Source organism: Streptomyces sp. NPDC093064, assembly GCF_044754605.1.
Lineage (GTDB): Bacteria > Actinomycetota > Actinomycetes > Streptomycetales > Streptomycetaceae > Streptomyces.
In genome coordinates, this window is the sequence record NZ_JBIVPK010000010.1 from 117,916 (window position 1) to 139,423 (window position 21,508).

At 71.6% G+C, this 21,508-nt stretch carries 18 protein-coding genes; 10 read left to right on the top strand and 8 right to left on the bottom strand.

Annotation, left to right across the window (positions count from 1 at the left end):
* Window positions 1-90 precede the first annotated feature (90 nt).
* Both ACIQFZ_RS15060 and ACIQFZ_RS15065 read right to left on the bottom strand, forming a co-directional pair.
* Window positions 91-2,931 carry an AAA family ATPase gene (locus tag ACIQFZ_RS15060; RefSeq protein ID WP_383061686.1) on the bottom strand — a complete coding sequence of 947 codons (2,841 nt, stop codon included), beginning with the start codon at window positions 2,929-2,931 and terminating at the stop codon, window positions 91-93.
* Window positions 2,932-3,705: 774 nt separating this feature from the next.
* Window positions 3,706-4,542, bottom strand: coding sequence for a helix-turn-helix transcriptional regulator (locus ACIQFZ_RS15065; protein WP_365421037.1), 837 nt, complete (start codon window positions 4,540-4,542; stop codon window positions 3,706-3,708).
* A 136-nt stretch (window positions 4,543-4,678) separates the two neighbouring features.
* Between ACIQFZ_RS15065 and ACIQFZ_RS15070 the strand changes: the two genes are divergently transcribed.
* Window positions 4,679-6,352 carry an AMP-binding protein gene (locus ACIQFZ_RS15070; RefSeq protein WP_365421034.1) on the top strand — a complete coding sequence of 558 codons (1,674 nt, stop codon included), beginning with the start codon at window positions 4,679-4,681 and terminating at the stop codon, window positions 6,350-6,352.
* Window positions 6,349-7,971 carry an AMP-binding protein gene (locus ACIQFZ_RS15075; RefSeq protein ID WP_402691382.1) on the top strand — a complete coding sequence of 541 codons (1,623 nt, stop codon included), beginning with the start codon at window positions 6,349-6,351 and terminating at the stop codon, window positions 7,969-7,971. Before ACIQFZ_RS15070 ends, ACIQFZ_RS15075 begins: the two co-directional genes overlap by 4 nt.
* A gap of 185 nt (window positions 7,972-8,156) precedes the next feature.
* On the opposite strand, the gene ACIQFZ_RS15080 is transcribed toward ACIQFZ_RS15075, so the two are convergent.
* Window positions 8,157-8,822 (bottom strand): DUF4097 family beta strand repeat-containing protein, encoded by a 666-nt coding sequence (locus ACIQFZ_RS15080; RefSeq protein WP_365437727.1) that lies wholly within the window; start codon window positions 8,820-8,822, stop codon window positions 8,157-8,159.
* Window positions 8,823-9,063: 241 nt separating this feature from the next.
* Between ACIQFZ_RS15080 and ACIQFZ_RS15085 the strand changes: the two genes are divergently transcribed.
* Together ACIQFZ_RS15085 and gcl are read left to right on the top strand one after the other, a co-directional pair.
* Window positions 9,064-9,819 (top strand): helix-turn-helix domain-containing protein, encoded by a 756-nt coding sequence (locus tag ACIQFZ_RS15085; protein ID WP_376651004.1) that lies wholly within the window; start codon window positions 9,064-9,066, stop codon window positions 9,817-9,819.
* Between the two features lie 390 nt (window positions 9,820-10,209).
* Complete coding sequence (gene gcl, locus ACIQFZ_RS15090; protein WP_402691383.1) at window positions 10,210-11,994, top strand: glyoxylate carboligase; 1,785 nt, start codon at window positions 10,210-10,212, stop codon at window positions 11,992-11,994.
* A gap of 91 nt (window positions 11,995-12,085) precedes the next feature.
* Here the strand turns inward: gcl and ACIQFZ_RS15095 are convergent, their stop codons facing one another.
* From ACIQFZ_RS15095 to ACIQFZ_RS15115, 5 genes are all read right to left on the bottom strand, one after another.
* The gene (locus ACIQFZ_RS15095; protein WP_365437032.1) at window positions 12,086-12,670 is read right to left on the bottom strand and encodes a TIGR04222 domain-containing membrane protein; all 585 of its coding nucleotides are present in this window, start codon (window positions 12,668-12,670) and stop codon (window positions 12,086-12,088) included.
* 211 nt (window positions 12,671-12,881) lie between these two features.
* Window positions 12,882-13,118 (bottom strand): hypothetical protein, encoded by a 237-nt coding sequence (locus ACIQFZ_RS15100; protein ID WP_365437029.1) that lies wholly within the window; start codon window positions 13,116-13,118, stop codon window positions 12,882-12,884.
* Window positions 13,119-13,775: 657 nt separating this feature from the next.
* Complete coding sequence (locus tag ACIQFZ_RS15105) at window positions 13,776-15,239, bottom strand: catalase (RefSeq protein WP_402691384.1); 1,464 nt, start codon at window positions 15,237-15,239, stop codon at window positions 13,776-13,778.
* A 192-nt stretch (window positions 15,240-15,431) separates the two neighbouring features.
* On the bottom strand, window positions 15,432-16,325 hold the full coding sequence (locus tag ACIQFZ_RS15110) for a 2-hydroxy-3-oxopropionate reductase (RefSeq protein ID WP_365430712.1): 894 nt from the start codon (window positions 16,323-16,325) through the stop codon (window positions 15,432-15,434).
* Between the two features lie 67 nt (window positions 16,326-16,392).
* Complete coding sequence (locus tag ACIQFZ_RS15115; RefSeq protein WP_365778036.1) at window positions 16,393-17,232, bottom strand: TIM barrel protein; 840 nt, start codon at window positions 17,230-17,232, stop codon at window positions 16,393-16,395.
* Window positions 17,233-17,402: 170 nt separating this feature from the next.
* On the opposite strand from ACIQFZ_RS15115, the gene ACIQFZ_RS15120 reads away from it, so the two are divergent.
* The 6 genes from ACIQFZ_RS15120 to ACIQFZ_RS15145 all read left to right on the top strand — a co-directional run bounded on the left by ACIQFZ_RS15120 (window position 17,403) and on the right by ACIQFZ_RS15145 (window position 21,490).
* On the top strand, window positions 17,403-17,654 hold the full coding sequence (locus ACIQFZ_RS15120) for a hypothetical protein (protein WP_365430716.1): 252 nt from the start codon (window positions 17,403-17,405) through the stop codon (window positions 17,652-17,654).
* Window positions 17,651-18,013, top strand: a complete 363-nt coding sequence (locus ACIQFZ_RS15125; RefSeq protein WP_361412247.1) for a helix-turn-helix domain-containing protein — start codon at window positions 17,651-17,653, stop codon at window positions 18,011-18,013. Before ACIQFZ_RS15120 ends, ACIQFZ_RS15125 begins: the two co-directional genes overlap by 4 nt.
* A 120-nt stretch (window positions 18,014-18,133) precedes the next feature.
* Entirely contained in the window at window positions 18,134-18,643 is a 510-nt protein-coding gene (uraD, locus tag ACIQFZ_RS15130; RefSeq protein WP_402691385.1) for a 2-oxo-4-hydroxy-4-carboxy-5-ureidoimidazoline decarboxylase, read from the top strand.
* 22 nt (window positions 18,644-18,665) lie between these two features.
* Window positions 18,666-19,064, top strand: coding sequence for a hydroxyisourate hydrolase (gene uraH, locus ACIQFZ_RS15135; RefSeq protein WP_365430721.1), 399 nt, complete (start codon window positions 18,666-18,668; stop codon window positions 19,062-19,064).
* Window positions 19,065-19,070: 6 nt separating this feature from the next.
* Complete coding sequence (pucL, locus tag ACIQFZ_RS15140; protein ID WP_365430723.1) at window positions 19,071-20,018, top strand: factor-independent urate hydroxylase; 948 nt, start codon at window positions 19,071-19,073, stop codon at window positions 20,016-20,018.
* Window positions 20,019-20,080: 62 nt separating this feature from the next.
* The gene (locus ACIQFZ_RS15145) at window positions 20,081-21,490 is read left to right on the top strand and encodes a nucleobase:cation symporter-2 family protein (protein ID WP_402691386.1); all 1,410 of its coding nucleotides are present in this window, start codon (window positions 20,081-20,083) and stop codon (window positions 21,488-21,490) included.
* The last annotated feature ends 18 nt before the right edge of the window (window positions 21,491-21,508 follow it).

Sequence of the window (21,508 nt, forward strand, 5' to 3'; positions counted from 1 at the left end):
CGGTGGCCCCCGGTGGTCCCCGCTCGTTCCGCGGCGCCTTCCGGTGCCGCCCTCACCGGCGTCCACGCGGACAGTCAACCCGCGCCGCGCTCACTTCGCGCGCCGGCCCGCCGCCAATCGGACGATGTCGACGCGCGAACGGATCCCCAGCTTGCGGTAGACCCGGGTCAGGGTCGCCTCCACCGTCTTGACGCTGATGAACAGCCGCGCGGCGATCTCCCGGTTCGTCGCGCCCTCCATGACCAGCGCCGCCACCTGGCGCTCCATCGCCGCCAGTCCGTCCAGCGCCGCCGGGGCCACCTCCGGCTGCTGCTTGGGCCGGGCGGCGGCGGCCTCCTCCACCCGGCGCAGCCACGGCAGCGCGCGGCAGCGCCGGAACAGCCGCGCCGCCTCGTCGTACGACGTCGGACCCGGCACGGGGGCCGCCCCTGCCCGGCCGGCTCCCAGGGCCGGGGCGAGGGTGCGCAGCCGGGCCAGCGCGAACGCGGCGCGGGCCTCCTCCAGACCGTTGCCGAGCTTCGCCAGCCGGTCCTGTGCGGACGTCAACTGGGCCTCGGCCGCGTGCTGGTCGCCGCGGGCCGCCCGCACCTGCGCCTCGGACCGGTCGAGTACGGCCAGCACGCTCTCGCGGCCGAGCCGCAGCGCGTGCTCGCGGGCCACGTCGATGACGCGCTGGGCCTCGGCCTGCTCCCCGGTCCGCACCAGGGCCTCCGCGAGGTCGCCGTGCCAGCGGCCGCGCGCCGGATCGGTGATGCCGAGCCCCAACTCCAGCTCCCCCACCCGGCGCAGCGCCGTCACGGCGGCCTGGTCGTCCCCGGCCACCAACTGGGCGTGCCCCAGGGCGGTCAGGGCGCGCGAGAGATACATCTGGTCGCCGTCCTCCTCGGCGTGCCCCACCGCCTCCCGGGCCAGTGCGAGCGCCCGGTCGGTGCTGCCGCCGGAGGCCTCGGCGAGGGAGGCCAGGGTGGCCGAGGCGCTCTCGCCGATGCCGGTGTCCCGGGCCATCCGCAGACTCTCGCGGGACAGGTCCAGGGCCCGGCCGCAGTGGCCGGAGCGCAGTTCGGTCTCGGCGAGCAGACGCAGGAAGTGCACCTCGCTCTCGACCATGCCGCGCCGCCGGACCTCGCGCAGCAGCGCGGTGATGGTCGCCCGGGCCTCGGCCAGCCGGTCGCTCATCAGCAGCCAGCGGTAGCGGGCCGAGCCGACGCCGTTGTGATGGCAGGCGACGTACGGGTGCTGAGGCTCCCGCAGCGCCCGCTTGATGGTGGCGGGGGCGTTCGGATGCCCCATCAGGGTCTCGGTGGAGGCCTGGAAGGCGAGCGCCATCAGCTCGGTGCGCCGGTCCCGGCCGCGCTCCGCCAGTTCGGCGGCGTGCGCTGCCTCCTGGCGGGCCTCGGCGAAGTCGCCCTCCACGACCAGTCCGCGCCAGGCCAGCTGGTAGTGGACCAGGGCGAGCAGCCGCGGGTCGTCGCCCGCGTCGGCGAGCGCCTGCGGGAAGACGGCGTCCACGTCCCCGAGGGCCTGGCCGGCCGACTCGATCACCACCATCCAGGCCCGGACCCGTTCGGCGGGCACGGTGGCCCGGGTCAGCACCTCGCGGGCGAGATCCCGGGCAAGGTCGACCTCGCCGGCCGTGATGGCGTCCTCGGCGGCCTGCAACCGCCGGCCGTCCGGGCCCGGCCCGCTGCCGGCCGGGGTGTGCCGGGCGGCGAGCAGGCCCAGCGAGGCGGCCACCGAGGGCGCCCCGCGGTCCCGGGCCAGCGCGGCGGCCTCGGCGAGCCGGGCGGCCACCTCCGGGTCGGTGCCGGTGGTGGCCAGCGCCAGGTGCCGGGCCCGCTCGATGGGGTCGGGGGCGGCGGTCGCCAGCGCGGCGTGGGCGGCACGCCGCTCCTGGGCGGGGGCCTCCGCGTACAGCGCAGCCGATATGAGCGGGTGCGCGAACCGTACGGCGGGGTCTTCCGGCTCGGTGGCCAGCAGCCCCAGTTCGGCGGCCTGCGCGCACTCGGCCTCGGCGTTGCCGCGGCCGGCCGCGTGCAGCAGGGCGGGGGTGGGGCGGGCGCCGGCGCTGGCCACCAGCAGGGTGCGGCGGGCCTCGTCCGACAGCATCTCCAGCCGGCTCAGGACGAGGGCGCGCAGCGAGGTCGGCACCGGCAGCGGCTCGCCCGGCCGGGGCGGGGTGGGGCTCTCGGCCAGAGCGCGGCCCAGCTCCAGCGCGAACAGGGGGTTGCCGCCGCTGGTGCGGTGGATGTCGCGGACCGTGGAGCGGGGCAGGCCGGCGTATCCGCGGTGGCCGAGCAGGGCGGAGACCTGGGTACGGGTCAGCGGGCCCAGCCGGACGGAGAGGGTGTCGGGCGGGCAGGCGCGCAGGTGGCGGTCGTACTCCTCCTCCTCGGTCCGCACCGCGCACAGCATCTGCACGGGCGTCTCGCCGAGGCGCCGGGCGGCGAAGCCGAGCAGTTCGGCGCTGGCCGAGTCCAGCCACTGGAGGTCGTCGGCGACGATCAGGACCGGGCCCTTCGCGGCGAGCGCGCGCAGCGTGGAGAGCACGGCCAGGCGCAGGGCGAGGCCGTCGCGCTGGAGGGTGGACTCGCCGCGGCCGGTGAGCGCCGACTCCAGCGCGGTGTGCTGGGCGGCGGGAAGCTTGCCGGACACCTCGTCCAGGACCAGGCCGAAGAGGTCGGCCAGGGCGAGGAAGGGCAGGTGGGATTCGGACTCGGTGGCGGAGCAGCGCAACACGGTGCGGGCGTTCGGGGCATATTCCGCGGCCAATGCCCGCAGCACCGTCGACTTTCCTATTCCGGCCGGCCCGTGCAGCAGCACACTCCCACCGCGCGCGAGCTGCTCCCGCGCCGCCGCGGACGGCTCCTCCTGGCCGATGACCAGCTCGGAACGGCAGCTCACAGGGCCCTTGAAGTCCCGTCGCACGGTCACCGCTCCCCTCGAGTGTCGTGTTCGGGCCAAATTCTAGGCAACCCGCCCGTGAATTTCGGACAGCCGGGATGGTGAGGGAAATAACAGCGCCCGGAGCAGGCCCATATTCAAAGCACCACTGAATGAATACGCCCCCCACGAACAGATCCCTCCGACGGTACCCCCGCCACACCCCCACCGACACTCCGCGTCGGCCTTCCCACCCCGGCTACCGGCACCCCTACGCGAGCCGCCCGCCGGTGCGTGCCGGGGTCTCGACCTCGACCGGGGGAGGACCCGCGTGGGGTGCGTGTTCCCGCCGGCGCCTCCCAGAGGCCTGCCCGCGGCCGGTGCCGGTAGCCCGCCCACGGGCTGCGCCCGAGTTCCGGGCCGTGCCCGGCGAGCCTGCCGCCGCCGGTAGCCCTGCGGGAGCCGTTCCCGTCGGTGCCGGAGTCCCGCCCCCGGCCGGTGCCGCGGAGTCCCGCCCCCGGCCGTCCACGGGCTGCGCCCACGTTCCGGGCCGGCGGGCCCGCCGCCGTATCCCCTGCGGGTGGTACCTGCCGGAGTCCCGCCCCTGGCCGGTACCGGAAGCCTGCCCACCGGGCTGCGCCTGTCCACCCGCCACCCCGTGTTCCGGGCCGTGCCCGGCGAGCCCGCCGCTGCTCCGGCGGCGACACCGCTGCCGGTACCCCTGCGGGAGTGCCGGTGCCTGCCGGAGTCACGCCCCTGGCCGCGTGCCGGAAGCCCGCTGTACCGGGCTGCGCCCGCGCCCGTTGCGGGTCAAGGTCACTGCCCCTACGGCAGTACCCCCGCTCGGCGGGCCGTTGCCACTGCCTCGCCCCTGGTGTGGGCGCCCAGTTTGCGCATGGCTGCGCGGAGGTAGCTCTTGACGGTTTCCGGGCTCAGGCCCAGGCGGGTCGCCGCGGCGGCGTTGGTCGCGCCGGCGGCGACGCAGGTCAGGACGTCGATCTCGCGGGGGGCCAGGTTCACGCCCGCCACCGGGGTGGCCGCCGTGGTCAGCAGGCCGCAGGCGTTCAGGAGTTCGGCGCGCAGGCCGGGGTCGGAGATCCGGGGGGCCAGGGCGCGCAGGGCCGCGTGGGCCTCGCGCACCTGCTCCCAGGCGACCCCGTCCGCGGGGTCCGGGGCGGGCGCCGCACGGGACGCCGCCAGCAGGTCCCGCGCCTGTTCCTCCGCCACCAGCGCCTGCTCCACGTCCCGCGCCGCGTCCACGGCCGCGCTCAGCGTCCGGTCGCCCAGCGGCTGGGCCGTACGCAGCGCGCCGTACAGCACACCGCGCACCCGGCGCCGTACGACCACCGGCACGGCCAGCACCGAGCGCAGCCCCTCCGCGGCGACCGGGACGTCGTACTCGTGGCTGATCCGCGGGGACAGCGAGTAGTCCGTGACCGCGCACGGGCGGGCGAGCGCCACCGCCTTGCCGCCGAGTCCGTTGCCGGAGCTCACCGCGAGCGCCCTGAGCGCGAGCGTCGTCGTGCCGGTCAGCTCGCTGATCCGCACCCGCGGCCGGCCCGGCTCGACCAGGCCGCCGAAGGCGACCGGGAGGCCCGTCGCACGCCGCAGCCGTACCAGCGCACCACGGATCTCCGCCGCCCCGGACGCGTTCGCTCTCACCCGCTCGCCCCTTCGCCGTGGACCGTCATGGACCTTCCCACTCACCACACCCCCGTTCGGGGGTGGTGAGACGCACATCACGGATTACACGATGACAGAGAGCCGCCCGGCAATGGTCCGGGACCAAGGAGGACAGATGACGACGGCGACGGAGCTCTTCCGCAGGGCACGGGACTTCCTGCTGGAACACCGTGAGGACTACGCCACCGCCTACGCCGGATTCGAGTGGCCCCGCCCCTCCCACTTCAACTGGGCACTGGACTGGTTCGACGCCGTCGCCGAGGGGAACGACCGCACCGCCCTGCACATCGTCGAGGAGGACGGCACCGAGACCCGCCTCTCCTTCGCCGAGATGTCCGAGCGTTCCAGCCGCGCGGCGAACTGGCTGCGCGACCGCGGTGTCGCCGCCGGGGACCGCATCCTCGTCATGCTCGGCAACCAGGCCGAGTTGTGGGAGACCGCGCTCGCCGCGATGAAGCTGCGCGCGGTCGTCATCCCCGCCACTCCGCTGCTGGGCCCCGCCGACCTGACCGACCGCGTCGATCGCGGCCGGGTCAAGCACGTGATCGCACGCGCCTCCGACACCGCCAAGTTCGCCGACGTCCCCGGCGCCTACACCCGTATCTCGGTCGGCGGCCTGCCGGAGGAGGGCTGGGAGCCCTACGAGGACGCGTACGCCGCCCCCGCCGCGTTCGTCCCGGACGGGCCCACCCTCGCCGACGACCCGCTGATGCTGTACTTCACCTCGGGCACCACGGCCCGCCCCAAGCTGGTGGAGCACACCCATGTCTCGTACCCCGTCGGGCACCTGGCGACGATGTTCTGGATCGGCCTGAAGCCGGGGGACGTGCACCTGAACATCTCCTCGCCCGGCTGGGCCAAGCACGCCTGGTCGAACCTGTTCGCGCCGTGGAACGCCGAGGCGACCGTCTTCATCCACAACTACACCCGCTTCGACGCCGCCCGTCTGATGGCCGAGATGGACCGCGCGGGCGTCACCACCTTCTGCGCCCCGCCGACCGTGTGGCGCATGCTGATCCAGGCCGACCTCACCCAGCTGCGCACCCCGCCCCGCGCGGCCGTGGCCGCGGGCGAGCCGCTGAACCCCGAGGTCATCGAGCAGGTCCGGCGCGCCTGGGGCGTGACCATCCGGGACGGCTTCGGGCAGACCGAGACCGCCGTGCAGGTCTCCAACAGCCCCGGCCAGCCGCTGAAGACCGGCTCCATGGGACGGCCCAGCCCCGGCTACCGAGTCGAACTGCTCGACCCGGTGTCCGGCGCGCCCGGCGCCGCCGAGGGCGAGATCGCGCTCGACCTGTCCGCACGCCCGGTCGGCCTGATGACCGGCTACCACGGCGACCCGGACCGCACCGCGGAGGCGATGGCCGGCGGCTACTACCGGACGGGAGACGTCGCCTCCAGGGACGAGGAGGGATACCTGACGTACATCGGCCGGTCCGACGACGTCTTCAAGGCATCCGACTACAAGATCAGCCCCTTCGAGCTGGAGAGCGCCCTGCTGGAGCACGAGGCGGTGGCCGAGGCGGCGGTCGTGCCCGCGCCGGACCCGCTGCGCCTGGCCGTGCCGAAGGCGTACGTCGTCCTCGCCGAGGGCTGGGAGCCCGGCACCAGTACCGCGAAGGTGCTCTTCGAGCACTCCCGGGAGGTGCTCGCCCCCTACAAGCGCATCCGCCGTCTGGAGTTCGGCGAACTGCCCAAGACCGTCTCCGGCAAGATCCGCCGGATCGAGCTGCGCGAGGCCACGGCCGAGGGCTCGGCGAACGAGTACCGCGAGGAGGACTTCCGGTGAGCGAATTCCAGGCGACTGAACTGTCCTACGCCCACGGAACCAGCGGCACCCCGCTGCTGGGCGACACCATCGGCGCCAACCTCGACCGGGCGGTCGCCGCCTTCGGCGACCGCGAGGCGCTCGTCGACGTGTCCTCCGGACGCCGCTGGACCTACGCCGAGTTCGGCGCCGCCGTCGACGAGGTGGCGCGCGGACTGCTCGCCAAGGGCGTGTCCAAGGGCGACCGGGTCGGGATCTGGGCGGTCAACTGCCCCGAGTGGGCGCTCGTCCAGTACGCCACCGCGCGCATCGGCGTGATCATGGTGAACATCAACCCGGCCTACCGTGCCCACGAGGTGGAGTACGTGCTCCGGCAGGCCGGCATCTCGCTGCTGGTCGCCTCGCAGTCCCACCGGAGCACCGACTACCGGGCGCTGGTCGAGCAAGTTCGCGTCAAGTGCCCCGAGTTGCGGGAGACCGTCTACATCGGCGACCCGTCGTGGGAGGCGCTGACGGCTGCCGGATCCGACGTGACGGCAAATCAGCTGACTGCGATGCAAGCCGAGTTGAGCTGTGACGACCCGGTCAACATCCAGTACACCTCGGGCACCACGGGCTTCCCCAAGGGCGCCACCCTCTCCCACCACAACATCCTCAACAACGGCTACTGGGTGGGCCGTACGGTCGGCTACACCGAACGGGACCGGATCTGCATCCCCGTGCCGTACTACCACTGCTTCGGCATGGTGATGGGCAACCTGGCGGCGACCTCGCACGGCGCGTGCATGGTCATACCGGCGCCGTCCTTCGAGCCGAAGGCCACCCTGGAGGCCGTGCAGCAGGAGCGCTGCACCTCGCTGTACGGGGTGCCGACGATGTTCATCGCCGAGCTGAACCTCCCCGACTTCGCGTCGTACGACCTCACCTCCCTGCGCACCGGCATCATGGCGGGCTCGCCCTGCCCGGTGGAGGTGATGAAGCGGGTGGTCGCCGAGATGCACATGGAGGAGGTCTCCATCTGCTACGGCATGACCGAGACCTCGCCGGTCTCCCTGCAGACCCGGATGGACGACGACCTCGAACACCGCACCGGCACGGTCGGCCGCGTCCTGCCGCACCTCGAGGTCAAGGTCGTCGACCCGGCCACCGGAGTCACTCAACCCCGGGGCACGGCGGGAGAGTTGTGCACCCGCGGCTACAGCGTGATGCTCGGCTACTGGAACGAGCCCGAGAAGACCGCCGAGGCCGTCGACCCGGGCCGCTGGATGCACACGGGCGACCTGGCGGTGATGCGCGAGGACGGGTACGTCGAGATCGTCGGCCGTATCAAGGACATGATCATCCGCGGGGGCGAGAACATCTACCCGCGTGAGATCGAGGAGTTCCTCCACGGCCACCCGAAGATCCGCGACGTCCAGGTGGTCGGCGTGCCGCACGAGAAGTACGGCGAGGAGGTGCTGGCCTGCGTCATCCCGCTGGACGCGGCCGATCCGCTGACCCTGGAGGACCTGCGGGCCTTCTGCGAGGGCCGGCTGGCCCACTACAAGATCCCGAGCCTGCTGCGGGTCCTGGACTCCTTCCCGATGACCGTCTCCGGGAAGGTGCGCAAGATCGAACTCCGGGAGAAGTACGCCCTGTGAGCGTACGGCCGGCGCCCCGGGCACCTGTGGTGCGCGGGGCGCCGGCCGTACGGTTCACCGACTGCGGAACGCTCCTTGCCATCGACATCCCGGACGGCGGCCTCGAAGGAACAGCCCGCCGAACGCCTCGATCTGAAGGCGCTCGATCGCGTGAGGCCCGGCCGGATGGTCCTGGTGCCGCTCCTTCAGAGGCTGCGGGCGGTGATGTCGCCCTGGGAGGTGGTGGCGCGGATGTCGAGTTCGACCGTGCCGTCGTTCTTGAGGGAGTTGCTGACGCGGCCGTAGCCGGTGTCGGCGTCCAGCGCGGCCGAGACGCCGCCGGCGGCGGCGACCGAGATGTCGCCGGACTGGGTGCGGAGCACGACCGTGCCGCGCACGGCCTCGGTGATCCGGATGGCGCCCCTCGCGGTGCTGATCTCCGCGGGGCCGCCGAGCCGGCCGACCTCGACATCGCCGTCGATCGCGGTGAGGCGGACGCTCGCGGCCTCGTCGATCTTGATCTGGCGGTACGCGCCTTCGAAGACGACGTCACCGAGGCGGCCGACGCCGCGGAGCTCGGAGCCGGCGGCCTTGCCCTCGACGCGGGAGCCGGCGGGCAGCTGGACGGTGAGCTCCAGGGATCCGGAGGGGCCGAAGAGCTGGTTCTTGGGCTCGGGGGTGTGGATCCGCAGGACGCCGTCGGTGTAGGCGACGGTGGTCTGCTCGGCGGTCTGGACGTCGCGCTTCTTGGAGGGGTCGGCGGGCAGGACCTCGACGGTGGTGTCGGCGCGGTCGGCGGCGATGAACTGGACGCGTCCGGCGGGGATGTCCAGGACGGCGGAGATCGGGGCGGGGGTGTCGAACTTCTGCATCATGGTCTCCCGTGCTTGCTCATTGTTTCCGACACCAGAAACGCTACGTTGCTTTCCAGAAATCATCAACGTATTCGTTGCATAGAAACGGCATCCTTACAGGTGAAGGCCTAGAAAGTGTTGCAACGGTCTCGCTGGTAACGCAACGGAAACTGCTCCGATCGTTGCAATGGGCGATGAGTGAACGCTAGAATGAGGGTGAGGGCGGGGACCACCACGAAGGATCACCAAGGAGATCGCGATGCCGGGAGGCAGGCTCACCCAGCAGGAACGCCGGCAGATCGCGCTGGGGCTGGCCGACAGCCTCCCCTACGCCGAGATCGCCCGCCGCCTCGACCGTCCGACCTCGACGGTCACGCGTGAGGTGATGCGCAACGGCGGCCCCACCGCCTACCGCGCCGACCTGGCCCACCGCGCCACCGAACGCCGCGCTCGCCGGCGCGGGCCCGCCCCGTCCCGTGGGCCGGAGTCGGTCCCCCAGTCGCACGGACGCGACGCCGAGGCCGTGGCCGAGTACGAGGAGACGCTCACCACCGTCCTCATGGCTTCGGGCCTGCCCAAGATGACGGCCCGGGTGCTGACCTGCCTGTTCACCACCGACGCCGGCAGTCTCACCGCGTCCCAGCTCGCCCAGCGCCTTCAGGTCAGCCCGGCGTCCATCTCCAAGGCGATCGCCTTCCTGGAGAGTCAGAGCCTCGTCCGCCGAGAACGCGACGAACGCCGCCGCGACCGCTACATCGTCGACGATGAACTCTTCTACCAGGCGACGATCGCCAGCGCCCGATCCAACGACCAGCTCGTCGAGACCGCACGTCAAGGCGTCACCGTCCTCGGCCCCCACACTCCCGCGGCCACCCGCCTGGAGAACATCGCCCGCTTCCTCGACTTCATCAGCGAGAGCATCACCCGCGCCGCCGAGCAGGCCCGCGAGGTCCTCCACACCAAACCCGGAACGACCTCGAACGGCTCCGCTCGGCCAGGTCCGGGTCACGAATAGACAGCCGTCAGCAGGCAGTCGTCTCGAACGTCACAGCCGGCGGCTCCGCCCCGGCCGCGCAGGCGCGCGGCCGGGGCGGAGCCGTGTGAACGTGTGCGCGGCGACAGGTCGGACGGCGCGGCGGGGCGCTCCCGGGGATGGCGCATTCCAGGGCGTGGCACCGGGGCGACGGTCGGGGAGCGCCCCATGGGGCTCCGCGGAACCCCCGCCTGCCCAAAGTTTCCGCCACCCGAGGCCGCCCCTTGCCCACCCTTGACGCACTTTGCGGGCCGCACTTACATTGCTTCCAGATCGTAGAAAGTAGTTTCCGCTATACGGAAGAGTCACAACCGCGGGGCGCGACGGGCGTGCGAATCCGACAGCCGAAGACAGCCGAAGCAGGAGAACTCGATGGCTCGTATGACCGCTGCCCGTGCGGCAGTTGAGATCCTCAAGCGCGAGGGCGTCACCGCCGCGTTCGGTGTGCCGGGCGCCGCGATCAACCCCTTCTACGCGGCGCTCAAGGCGTCCGGCGGTATCAACCACACCCTCGCCCGCCATGTGGAGGGCGCCTCGCACATGGCCGAGGGATACACGAGGACCCACGCGGGCAACATCGGCGTCTGCATCGGCACTTCCGGTCCCGCCGGCACCGACATGATCACGGGCCTGTACTCGGCCACCGGCGACTCCATCCCGATCCTGTGCATCACGGGCCAGGCTCCCACCGCCGTGATCCACAAGGAGGACTTCCAGGCCGTCGACATCGCCTCCATCGCCAAGCCGGTGACCAAGATGGCCGTCACCGTCCTGGAGGCCGCGCAGGTCCCCGGCGTCTTCCAGCAGGCCTTCCACCTGATGCGCTCCGGCCGTCCCGGCCCGGTCCTGATCGACCTGCCGATCGACGTCCAGCTCACCGAGATCGAGTTCGACCCGGAGACGTACGAGCCGCTGCCCGTCTACAAGCCGGCCGCGACCCGCGCCCAGGTCGAGAAGGCGATCGCGCTGCTCAACGAGTCCGAGCGGCCGCTGATCGTCGCGGGTGGCGGCGTCATCAACGCCGACGCGGCCGAACTGCTCGTGGAGTTCGCCGAGCTGACGGGCACTCCGGTCGTCCCGACCCTGATGGGCTGGGGCGTCCTGCCCGACGACCACGAGCTGAATGCGGGCATGGTCGGCCTCCAGACCTCGCACCGCTACGGCAACGCGACCTTCCTGGAGTCCGACTTCGTCCTCGGCATCGGCAACCGCTGGGCCAACCGCCACACCGGCAAGCTGGACGTCTACACGGCCGGCCGGAAGTTCGTCCACGTCGACATCGAGCCCACCCAGATCGGCAAGATCTTCGCCCCGGACTACGGCATCGCCTCCGACGCCAAGGCCGCGCTGCACCTGTTCGTCGAGGTGGCGCGGGAGCTGAAGGCGGCCGGACGGCTGCCCGACCGCTCCGCCTGGGCCGCCGCCGCGCAGGAGAAGCGGGCGAAGCTGCAGCGTCGTACGCACTTCGACGACATCCCGATCAAGCCGCAGCGCGTCTACGAGGAGATGAACAAGGCCTTCGGCCCGGAGACCCGGTACGTCTCCACCATCGGCCTCTCGCAGATCGCCGGCGCCCAGATGCTGCACGTCTTCAAGCCGCGGCACTGGATCAACTGCGGTCAGGCCGGGCCGCTCGGCTGGACCGTCCCGGCCGCGCTCGGTGTCGCCAAGGCCGACCCGGAGGCGTCCGTCGTCGCCCTCTCCGGCGACTACGACTTCCAGTTCATGATCGAGGAGCTGGCGGTCGGCGCGCAGCACAAGATCCCCTACGTCCACGTGCTGGTCAACAACTCCTACCTGGGCCTGATTCGCCAGGCGCAGCGGGCCTTCGACATCGACTTCCAGGTCAACCTGGAGTTCGAGAACATCAACTCGCCCGAGCTGGGCGTCTACGGCGTCGACCACGTCAAGGTCGCCGAGGGCCTGGGCTGCAAGGCGATCCGGGTGACCGACCCCAATGAGCTCGGCGCCGCCCTCGAGGAGGCCAAGAAGCTCGCCGCCGAGCACCGGGTGCCGGTCGTCGTCGAGGCGATCCTGGAGCGGGTCACCAACATTTCGATGTCGGGCACCAACGACATCGGCAACGTCGTCGAGTTCGAGGAAGTGGCCACGGAGCCCGGCCACGCCCCGACCTCCATCAGGACGCTGAAGGTCTGAGTCACGGACGCTGGTCGAAGGGGGCGGCCCGCCCGCAGGGGGCCGTCCCTTTCATGCTGTCCCCATGCTGTTCTGGCGTACCTCGGTGGCTTCACACGGAGGCGCAGCTGAAGCCGCCCGAGCCACCGCCGCCCCAGGACTGCCGCAGCTCCCGTTCGGTCGTCCCGCCCCGCCCGAGGAGTCCCGCCTCCCGCGCGAAGCGCGGCACGAGCCGGGTCAGCGCCTGGTCCCCGTACAGGGCCACGGCCAGCAACCGGTCGTCGAACGACAGGCCCCTTCCGCTTGCGGGCAGCGGATGCCGGTTCCGCAGTTCCCGCAGGGTCCGCCGGCCGGCCCGGGTGCGCCCGGGCGGGAAGACGCGCAGCAGCCCGGCGACGGTGAGTTCGTAGCGCAGGTCGATCAGCGCGAGGGCGACGGGCTCCCGGTCCAGCAACTGTCGCATGCCCGCGGGGCGGTAGAGAGCGGCGTGCACGGTCTTCGTCAGGTGGGGGAGGGCGGGGAGATCCGCCCTCGCGCCGTGGGCCGGCCCCGTGGTGCGCATCGTGCCGCCGCGTCCGGGTTTGACGGCGCCCCGCGCCTGCAGAGCGAGCACGGCGACCGTGACGGCGGCGCGGCGGCCGCCCCGTAGAAACGCGATCTCGTGCGGCGCGAGCCGGTTCGTTGCGTCACTGTCCATGGCACCCCCAGCGGCCGGAACACGGGGCCCGCCGCCCCCGTACCGGCGGGCCCCGTCGAGGAGAATGTGCCCGCAGCCGGGCCTACCCGATACCTGCCGCCCCTACTTCAGAGCATGATTTGAGCAAGCCGTACCCGCAGTACGCCCACTGCGGTAGACATCCAGGCCACTCCATCCTCCGGCCGTCCGGCGGCCCGGCTGCTCCGTGCGTTCAGGTGTCGTCGTGTTCCGGTAGGCCCGGCCAGGTTTCGGGGCCGCCGCCCTGCCATTCGATGAGGTCGCTTTCCTCCACCTCTACGCGGTCCAGGTCGGCCAGTCGGAGGATTTCGACCACGTCGTCCAGGTGGGACGCGAGTCCGAGGGTCACGTCGCCCTCGGTCACCCGCCGGGAGCCGTCCAGGGCCGGTGCGTGCACCACGATGTGCGGATACTTCGTGGGGTTGTCCATGTCCTCAGCCTCCTGGTCCTCAGCCTCCTGCGCCGGTCCCCGGTCCGCACCCCGGGGACACCGCGACCGGGTGGACGACGAGGAGCGCCGGACCCGGGTTCCGACCCGGGTCCGGCGCTCCTCCCCCCGGGCCCGGGGGTGGCGGGCCGCCGCGCGGGGCGGGGGGCCGCCCGGAAATAGGGGCCGCCGGCCCCCCCCGGGGGCCCCCCCCCCCCCCGCCCCCCCCCCCCCCCCCCCCCCCCCCCCCCCCCCCCCGCCGGGGGGGGGCCCCGCCCCCCCCGGGGGGGGGGGCCCCCCCCCCCCCCCCCCCGCTCCTCCTCCGGTCCGCTTGGTTGCCGTCCGACGGCGCGAGACTGGGCGCGACAGGACATTCGCGCCGCCGGACGGGATCAGGGGCCTCGCGACAGGACCGTTCTGCGCGAGGCGGGTGGCCGGGACCGCGGCGGGTGCGACGGCTCCGGGACGCCCTCCCTCCGGTCGGGAGAACGCTCCGTCGCCTTCACCACCGCACTGGCTCGCACGCCGCCGCGGTCCACGCGCCCGCACGGCCATCGGACGGCCACCCCTCATCCGGGTCGTCCGACGGCCCGGGCGGGCCGTATGCGTACGGGGTCCGGGGCATGACCTCCCGGCGGACCCCGTACGCGGCTCTTGGTGTCACTCCTCGCGCAGGGCGCGTACCGCCTCCTCCACGCGCCTGCCGTAGTCCGGGTCGGCGGCGTGGAAGTGCGCGAGGTTCTTCTCGATCACGTCGTCGCGGGAGACCTGCGAGAGGCCGCCGGCGATGTTCGCGACCAGACGCCGCTTCTCCTCCTCGGACATCAGCCGGTACAGCTCGCCGGCCTGGAAGAAGTCGTCGTCCTTGGTGTGCGGGGGCGCCGCGTGGGTGCCCGTGTGGCCCGTCACCGCCAGCGGGGCCGACAGCGGACGGCCGGTCTCGACGGGGCCGTCGTAGGAGTTCGGCTCGTAGTTCTTGGCGTACCGGCCCTGGGAGTTGGACGCCATGAGGCCGTCACGGCCGTAGTTGTCCGCGCCGCCGGGCACGGCCTTCGGGGCGTTCACCGCGAGCTGGGTGTGGTTGACGCCCAGACGGTAGCGGTGGGCGTCGGCGTAGGCGAACAGCCGCCCCTGGAGCATCTTGTCCGGCGACGGGCCGACGCCCGGCACGAAGTTGTTCGGGGAGAACACGGCCTGCTCGACCTCGGCGAACACGTTGTCCGGGTTGCGGTCCAGGACCAGCCGGCCCACCCGCCGCAGCGGGTGGTCCTTGTGCGGCCAGACCTTGGTCACGTCGAAGGGGTTGAAGCGGTAGTCGGCCGCCTCGGCCGCCGGCATGATCTGGACGTACAGCGTCCAGGACGGGTGCACTCCGCGCTCGATCGCCTGGAGCAGGTCCGTCTGGTGGGAGGCCGGGTCCGTGCCCGCGATCTCCTGCGCCTGCTCGGTGGACAGGCAGCGGATGCCCTGGTTGGTCTTGAAGTGGTACTTGACGAAGAAGGCCTCGCCGTCGGCGTTCGTCCACTGGTAGGTGTGCGAGCCGTAGCCGTTCATGTGGCGGTACGAGGCAGGGATGCCACGGTCGCCCATCAGCCAGGTCACCTGGTGCGTGGCCTCGGGCGAGTGCGCCCAGAAGTCCCAGACGTTGTCCGGCTCCTGACGGCCCGTGAACGGGTCGCGCTTCTGCGAGTGGATGAAGTCGGGGAACTTCACCGGGTCCTTGACGAAGAACACCGGCGTGTTGTTGCCGACGAGGTCGTAATTGCCCTCCTCGGTGTAGAACTTCACCGCGAAACCGCGCGGGTCGCGTACCGCGTCCGCGCCGCCGAGGGAGTCCGCCACCGTGGAGAAGCGCGCGAACACCTCGGTGCGCTTGCCGACCGTGCTCAGGAAATCGGCGTGGGTGTAGCCGGTGACGTCGTCGGTCACCTCGAAGTGGCCGTGCGCGCCGGAGCCGCGGGCGTGCACCACGCGCTCCGGGATGCGCTCGCGGTTGAAGCGCGCCAGCTTCTCCAGCAGGTGCTGGTCCTGGAGGAGGAGGGGGCCACCGATACCGGCGGAGGCGGAGTTCTGGTTGTCGGCGACCGGGGCGCCGGACTCGGTCGTGAGGACGCGCTTCGACATCAGGGACCTTCCGTGCAGAGGAGCAGCGGAAATGCATTTCCGCTTTGTGGAGTTTCCGCTGGCCTGGAGCCTAGGATCGGTGTGATCGGCGCGTCAACAGTTTGTTGAAAAGAGGGAGATCCGGACGGCGCCGCCGCCTGGGCGCGACATGACTGGTGTCGGCGGCGGCGCCGTCCGGAGGTCTGGGGTCCGTCAGACCTGGGCGCCGGACAGACGCTCCACGGCCCGCAGCAGGGCCGAGTGGTCCAGGCCGCCGTCGCCCTGCGCGCGCAGGGAGGCCACCAGCTGGGCGACCACCGCGCCGACGGGCAGGGCGGCACCGACGGTGCGGGCCGCGTCCGTCACGATGCCCATGTCCTTGTGGTGCAGGTCGATGCGGAAGCCCGGCTTGAAATCCCGCTGGAGGAAGTTGTCCTTCTTCCGCGTCAGCACGGTCGAGCCGGCCAGGCCGCCGTTGAGGACGTCCAGCGCCGCCTTCAGGTCCACGCCCGACTTCTCCAGGAAGACCACGGCCTCGGCGCACGCCTGGATGTTCACGGCGACGATCAGCTGGTTGGCGGCCTTCACGGTCTGGCCGGAGCCGTGCGGGCCGCACAGCACGATGGTCTTGCCCAGGGCGTCGAAGAGCGGCTTGGCCGTGTCGAAGTCGGCCTGCTCGCCGCCGACCATGATCGACAACACCGCCTCGACGGCGCCCGCCTCACCGCCGGAGACGGGGGCGTCCAGGACCCGGATGCCCTTGTCCTTGGCGGCGGCGGCCAGGTCGATCGAGGTCTGCGGGGTGATCGAGGACATGTCGATCAGCAGCGCGCCGGAGCGCGCGTTCTCCAGGATGCCGTCCGGGCCGTACGCGATGGCCTCGACCTGCGGCGACGCGGGCACCATCGTGATGATCACGTCGGCGTCCCGGACCGCCTCGGCGATCGAGCCCGCCGCGGTGCCGCCCGCGGCGGCCAGCCGTTCCAGCTTCGCCTGCTCCAGCGTGTAGCCGGTGACGTCGTAGCCCGCCTTGATCAGGTTCTCGGACATGGGGGAGCCCATGATGCCGAGGCCGACCCAGGCAACCTTGGGAAGGGTGGTGGTCATGTGCGGGTGCCTCTCTAACTTCTGTGCAGCGTCTGGGAGTCGGGGCCCTGGAAAGTGCCCGGGCTGGTCAGCGGGCCGCTCGGGCCCCGGCCGGCAGCCACGCGAAGGCCTCGGCGCTCGGCCTGTCGCCCGGCTTGTACTCCAGGCCGACCCAGCCGTCGTAACCGGCCTTCCCCAGCTGGTCGAGGAGGTCCTCCAGCGGGAGCGAGCCCGTGCCGGGCGCGCCACGGCCGGGGTTGTCGGCGATCTGGACGTGGCCGGTCCGCGCGGCGTACCGCTCGATCACCGACGGCAGGTCCTCGCCGTTCATGGACAGGTGGTACAGGTCCATCAGGAACCTGGCGTTGCCGAGGCCCGACGCCGCGTTCACCTTGTCCACCACCTCGACGGCGGCGGGCGCGCTCACCAGCGGGTACAGCGGTGACTCCGGCTTGTTCAGCGCCTCGATCAGCAGGATCGCGCCGATCCGGTCGGCGGCCCGGGCCGCGAGGACCAGGTTGTCCAGCGCGAGCGCGTCCTGCTCGGCCGGGTCCACACCCTCGACCCGGTTGCCGTACAGGGCGTTCAGGGCCGTGCAGCCGAGGGACTGGGCGAGGTCCGCGGCCACGTCGATGTTGGCGCGGAACCTCTCCGACTCCTCACCGGGCACGGACAGTGCGCCGCGGTCGGGGCCCGGGAGCCTGCCCGCGTAGAAGTTCAGGCCGGTGAGCTGTACGTCCGCGTCCTCGATCGCCTTCTTCAGGGCATCGGTCGCGGAACGCTCCGGGGTGGGGGAGTCGATCCACGGCCACCACAGTTCGACCGCGGTGAAGCCGGCCGCGGCGGCGGCCGCCGGCCGCTCCAGGAGCGGGAGTTCCGTGAAGAGGATCGACAGGTTGACGTTGAAGCGCTGGTCTGCGAATCCCATCAGGGCCGCGCTCCCTTCCGTTGTCGCCGTATTCCGTATTGCGGAAGTTCGTTTCTGCTTAATGGAAGACTGCCGGGGGGTGTCGCGGCTTGTCAAGAGGGTGTGGGCTCCTGTGTGGATCCCGGTCGCCGGGACTGCCCGGAAAGCGGCCCGCGCGTTAGGTTGTGCGCGTGCGATTGAGAGTGGAGTTCACGACCGAACCCTTCGACCTGGACGAGGCCCCCGCGCACGCGGTGGTGGCGCGGGAGGTCGTCGAGGCCGCCGAACTGGACGCCGTGGACGTCGGCCCGTTCGGCAACACGGCCGAGGGGAGTGCCGACGCCGTCCTGGACGCCGTGGACGCCCTGCTGCGCAGGACCCTCGGGTCCGGCGCCACCCGGATCTCCCTTCAGGTCACCGTGATCGGGGAGGACGTCAGGTGATCGGGGAGGAGCCCTTCATTGCGGCCCTGAAGCCGCTGGTCGACGCGATCGGCGGCCGGATGCTCCCGCCCGACGAGGCCGGCCCCGACGACGTCGTGCTCTCCTGGGAGGGCGCCGTCGCCGTCGCCGTACGCCTGCCGCAGCTCGCCGACTCGCTGGACCACATCCTGGCCGCCATGGAGCGCAGGCAGGGCATGCCGCTCGCGGACCTGGACCGCAAGGCCAAGCAGGAGGTCGTGCGGGTGCTGGAGGCGCGCGGCGCCTTCTCCGTCCGGCACGGGGTGGAGACCGTGGCGAGCGCGCTGGGCGTCAGCCGCTTCACCGTCTACAACTATCTCAACCGCGACAAGCAGGGCTGAGCCGCCACCGGGCCCGGCGTCCCGGAATTTTCAACAAACTGTTGACGCGGTGTTCGTCAGGGCGTTAGCTATCCGCAGCCCGTTCAACGCGAAGGCCGTCAACAGCCCACGGAGGCTCCCGTGACTTCGACCTCAACGCCACCGGGCCTCGCCCGATTCAACGCCCTCCCCGAAGACGCGGCCCGAGCCGCCCTTCTGGAGGCGTGCGCCAGCACGGCGTGGGCCGAGCGGCTGCTGGCGGCCCGGCCCTGCGACACCCCCGACGACCTCGAAGCCGCGAGCGACGCCGCCATGGTGGAGCTGACCCACGCGGACCTCGGGGAGGCGATGGCCGGCCACCCGCCGATAGGCCGTCCCAAGCCCGGCGACCCGGCCTCGGCCCGCGAACAGCGCGGTATGGCCGGCGCCTCCGAGGAACTCAAGGCCGAGATGCTCGACCTCAACCTGGCCTACCAGGACAAGTTCGGCCACGTCTTCCTCATCTGCGCCACCGGCCGGACCGGCGAGCAGATGCGCGACGCGCTCAAGGAGCGGATCGGCAACGCGCCGGAGCAGGAACGCGAGATCGTCCGCAGCGAACTGGGGAAGATCAACCGCATCCGGCTCGCCCGACTGCTCGCAGACGCCTGAGAAGACGCCCGAAGAGGAAACCATGAGCACCGAGACCACCGCCTCCGTGTCCACGCACATCCTGGACACCTCCGCCGGCCGCCCCGCAGCGGGCGTCGCCGTCCACCTCCTGGCCCGTTCGGGCCGTGACGCGGACTGGCAGGCGCTCGGCGGATCCTCGACCGACGCCGACGGGCGGTGCAAGGACCTTCCGGCGCTGCCGGAGGGCACCACCCACGTACGGCTCGTGTTCGCCGTGGAGCCGTACTTCGCCGAGAAGCAAGCCGATGCGCAGCAGGACGCCCCCGCGAATCGGGACAGCGGTGCACGGTCCGTGTTCTTCCCGGAAGTGGCGATCACCTTCGCCGTCGTACCGGGCGAGCACTACCACGTACCGCTGCTGCTCAACCCGTTCGGCTACTCCGTTTACCGAGGGAGCTAGCTACACATGACCACCAATTCCCGCCCTGCCCGCCCTGTGATTCTGGGACAGAACCAGTACGGCAAGGCCGAGAACCGAGTCGTCAGGATCACGCGGGACGGCGCCACCCACCACATCAAGGACCTGAACGTCTCCATCGCCCTCTCCGGCGACATGGAGGACGTCCACTACTCCGGCTCCAACGCCAACGTCCTGACGACCGACACCACCAAGAACACGGTGTTCGCGTTCGCCAAGGAGCACGGCATCGAGTCGGCGGAGCAGTTCGGCATCCACCTCGCCCGCCACTTCGTCACGTCGCAGGACTCCATCCACCAGGCCCGCATCCGCATCGAGGAGTACGCCTGGGAGCGGATCGGGACCTCCGACGCCAACTCCAAGTTCATCGGCGCCGACGAGGTCCAGCACTCCTTCGTCCGCAAGGGCCAGGAGACCCGGCTCACTCAGATCACCTTCGACGGTGAGAACTGGGAGATCGTCTCCGGCCTCAAGAACCTGACCGTGATGAACTCGACCAACTCCGAGTTCTGGGGCTTCGTCAAGGACAAGTACACCACCCTCAAGGAGGACTACGACCGCATCCTGGCCACGGACGTCTCCGCCCGCTGGCGGTTCAACTGGACCGACGACGAGCAGAAGGCGCCGAACTGGGAGAAGTCCTACGAGCAGGTGAAGAAGCACATGCTCCAGGCGTTCGCCGAGACGTACTCCCTGTCGCTCCAGCAAACGCTGTACCAGATGGGCGCCCGGATCATCAACCACCGCAGCGAGATCGACGAGGTCCGCTTCTCCCTCCCGAACAAGCACCACTTCCTGGTGGACCTGGAGCCGTTCGGGCTGAAGAACGACCGCGAAGTCTACTTCGCCGCCGACCGGCCCTACGGGCTGATCGAGGCCACCGTGCTCCGGGACGGCTGCGAGGCACGGATCCCGGTCGACATGACCAACCTCTGACGCGGGACGCGCGCCACCGGACCCGCTCCGGACCGGTGGCGCGCCACACCGGAGGGAACGAAATGGCACTGCCTGCTCAAGGGCCCGTCGAAGGCCCGTGTTCCACCCCGCCGGTGCACACCGAGGACGCCGTCACGTCCGTGCACCCGGTCGACGAGAAACTCCACCCCTCGCGGCTCGTCCCCGCCGCACTCCAGCACATCGCCGCCATGTACGCGGGCGTTGTCACCCCTCCGCTCATCATCGGCCAGGCCTGCGGACTCGACATCGCGGGCCGCACCCGGCTCATCGCCGCCAGCCTGCTGATCGCCGGCGTCGCGACGATCCTCCAGACCATCGGCGTCCGGCAACTCGTGGGCAACCGCCTGCCGTTCGTGAACGCCGCCTCCTCGGCCGGCATCGCCCCCATCCTCGCCATCGCCGAGAACAACGCCAAGGGCCACCAACTCCCCGCGATCTACGGCGCGGTGATGGTCGCCGGCGCCTTCTGCCTGGCCGTCGGCCCGTTCTTCGGACGGCTGCTGAAGTTCTTCCCGCCACTGGTCACCGGCGTGGTGATCACCCTCATCGGGGTCACCCTGATGCCCGTGCCCGTCGGCTGGGCGCAGGGCGGCGACAAGACCGCCGCCGGCTTCGGCTCCATGAGGAACCTCGCCCTCGCCGCGTTCACCCTCGTGGTGATCCTGCTGATCCAGCGCTTCGGCAAGGGCTTCGTCAAGCAGGTCGCCCTGCTGTTCGGACTGCTCATCGGCACCCTGGCCGCCCTTCCGTTCGGCATGGCCGACTTCCGCGGCCTCGCGTCCGCCCCGGTCGCCGCGCTGCCCACCCCCTTCGCCTTCGGCGCCCCCGTCTTCCAGCCCGCGGCCATCCTGTCGCTGTGCATCGTGATGCTGGTGCTGATGACCGAGTCCAGCGCTGGCATGCTGGCCCTCGGCGAGATCTGCGACCGCCGCGCCGACGCGCGGACCATCACCCGCGGCCTGCGCACCGACGGCCTCGCCACCCTCCTCGGCCCCGTCTTCGGCGGCTTCCCCACCTCCGCCTTCGCCCAGAACGTCGGCGTCGTCTCACTGACCCGGGTGCGCAGCCGCTACGTCGTCGCCGTCGCCGGCTCCGCCCTGCTGGTCCTCGGCGCCTTCCCGGCCCTCGGCGCGGTCGTCTCCCTGGTCCCCATGCCGGTCCTCGGCGGCGCGGGCATCGTGCTGTTCGGCTCGATCGCCGTCAGCGGCATCCGCACCCTGTCCGAGGCCGGACTGGACGACAGCTCCAACATCATCCTGGTCGCCGTGGCCCTCGGCGCCGGCATCATCCCGCTGGCCGCGCCCACCTTCTACACCCAGTTCCCCGCCTGGGCGCAGACCGTCCTCGGCTCCGGAATCAGCGCCGGCGCCATCGTCGCCGTCATGCTCAACCTGTTCTTCCACCACCTCGGCACCCGGAGCAGCACCGCTCCGGCACTCAAATCCTCCTAGGGTCCTGCCGTGCCCTCC

Excerpts from the sequence above, each read along its gene's own strand:
- ACIQFZ_RS15070 (WP_365421034.1), top strand. The coding sequence starts at position 4,679 with ATGACGACGGCGACGGAGCTCTTCCGCAGGGCACGGGACTTCCTGCTG.
- ACIQFZ_RS15080 (WP_365437727.1), bottom strand. The coding sequence starts at position 8,822 with ATGCAGAAGTTCGACACCCCCGCCCCGATCTCCGCCGTCCTGGACATC.
- ACIQFZ_RS15085 (WP_376651004.1), top strand. The coding sequence starts at position 9,064 with ATGCCGGGAGGCAGGCTCACCCAGCAGGAACGCCGGCAGATCGCGCTG.
- gcl (WP_402691383.1), top strand. The coding sequence starts at position 10,210 with ATGGCTCGTATGACCGCTGCCCGTGCGGCAGTTGAGATCCTCAAGCGC.
- ACIQFZ_RS15095 (WP_365437032.1), bottom strand. The coding sequence starts at position 12,670 with ATGGACAGTGACGCAACGAACCGGCTCGCGCCGCACGAGATCGCGTTT.
- ACIQFZ_RS15100 (WP_365437029.1), bottom strand. The coding sequence starts at position 13,118 with ATGGACAACCCCACGAAGTATCCGCACATCGTGGTGCACGCACCGGCC.
- ACIQFZ_RS15105 (WP_402691384.1), bottom strand. The coding sequence starts at position 15,239 with ATGTCGAAGCGCGTCCTCACGACCGAGTCCGGCGCCCCGGTCGCCGAC.
- ACIQFZ_RS15110 (WP_365430712.1), bottom strand. The coding sequence starts at position 16,325 with ATGACCACCACCCTTCCCAAGGTTGCCTGGGTCGGCCTCGGCATCATG.
- ACIQFZ_RS15115 (WP_365778036.1), bottom strand. The coding sequence starts at position 17,232 with ATGGGATTCGCAGACCAGCGCTTCAACGTCAACCTGTCGATCCTCTTC.
- uraH (WP_365430721.1), top strand. The coding sequence starts at position 18,666 with ATGAGCACCGAGACCACCGCCTCCGTGTCCACGCACATCCTGGACACC.
- pucL (WP_365430723.1), top strand. The coding sequence starts at position 19,071 with ATGACCACCAATTCCCGCCCTGCCCGCCCTGTGATTCTGGGACAGAAC.
- ACIQFZ_RS15145 (WP_402691386.1), top strand. The coding sequence starts at position 20,081 with ATGGCACTGCCTGCTCAAGGGCCCGTCGAAGGCCCGTGTTCCACCCCG.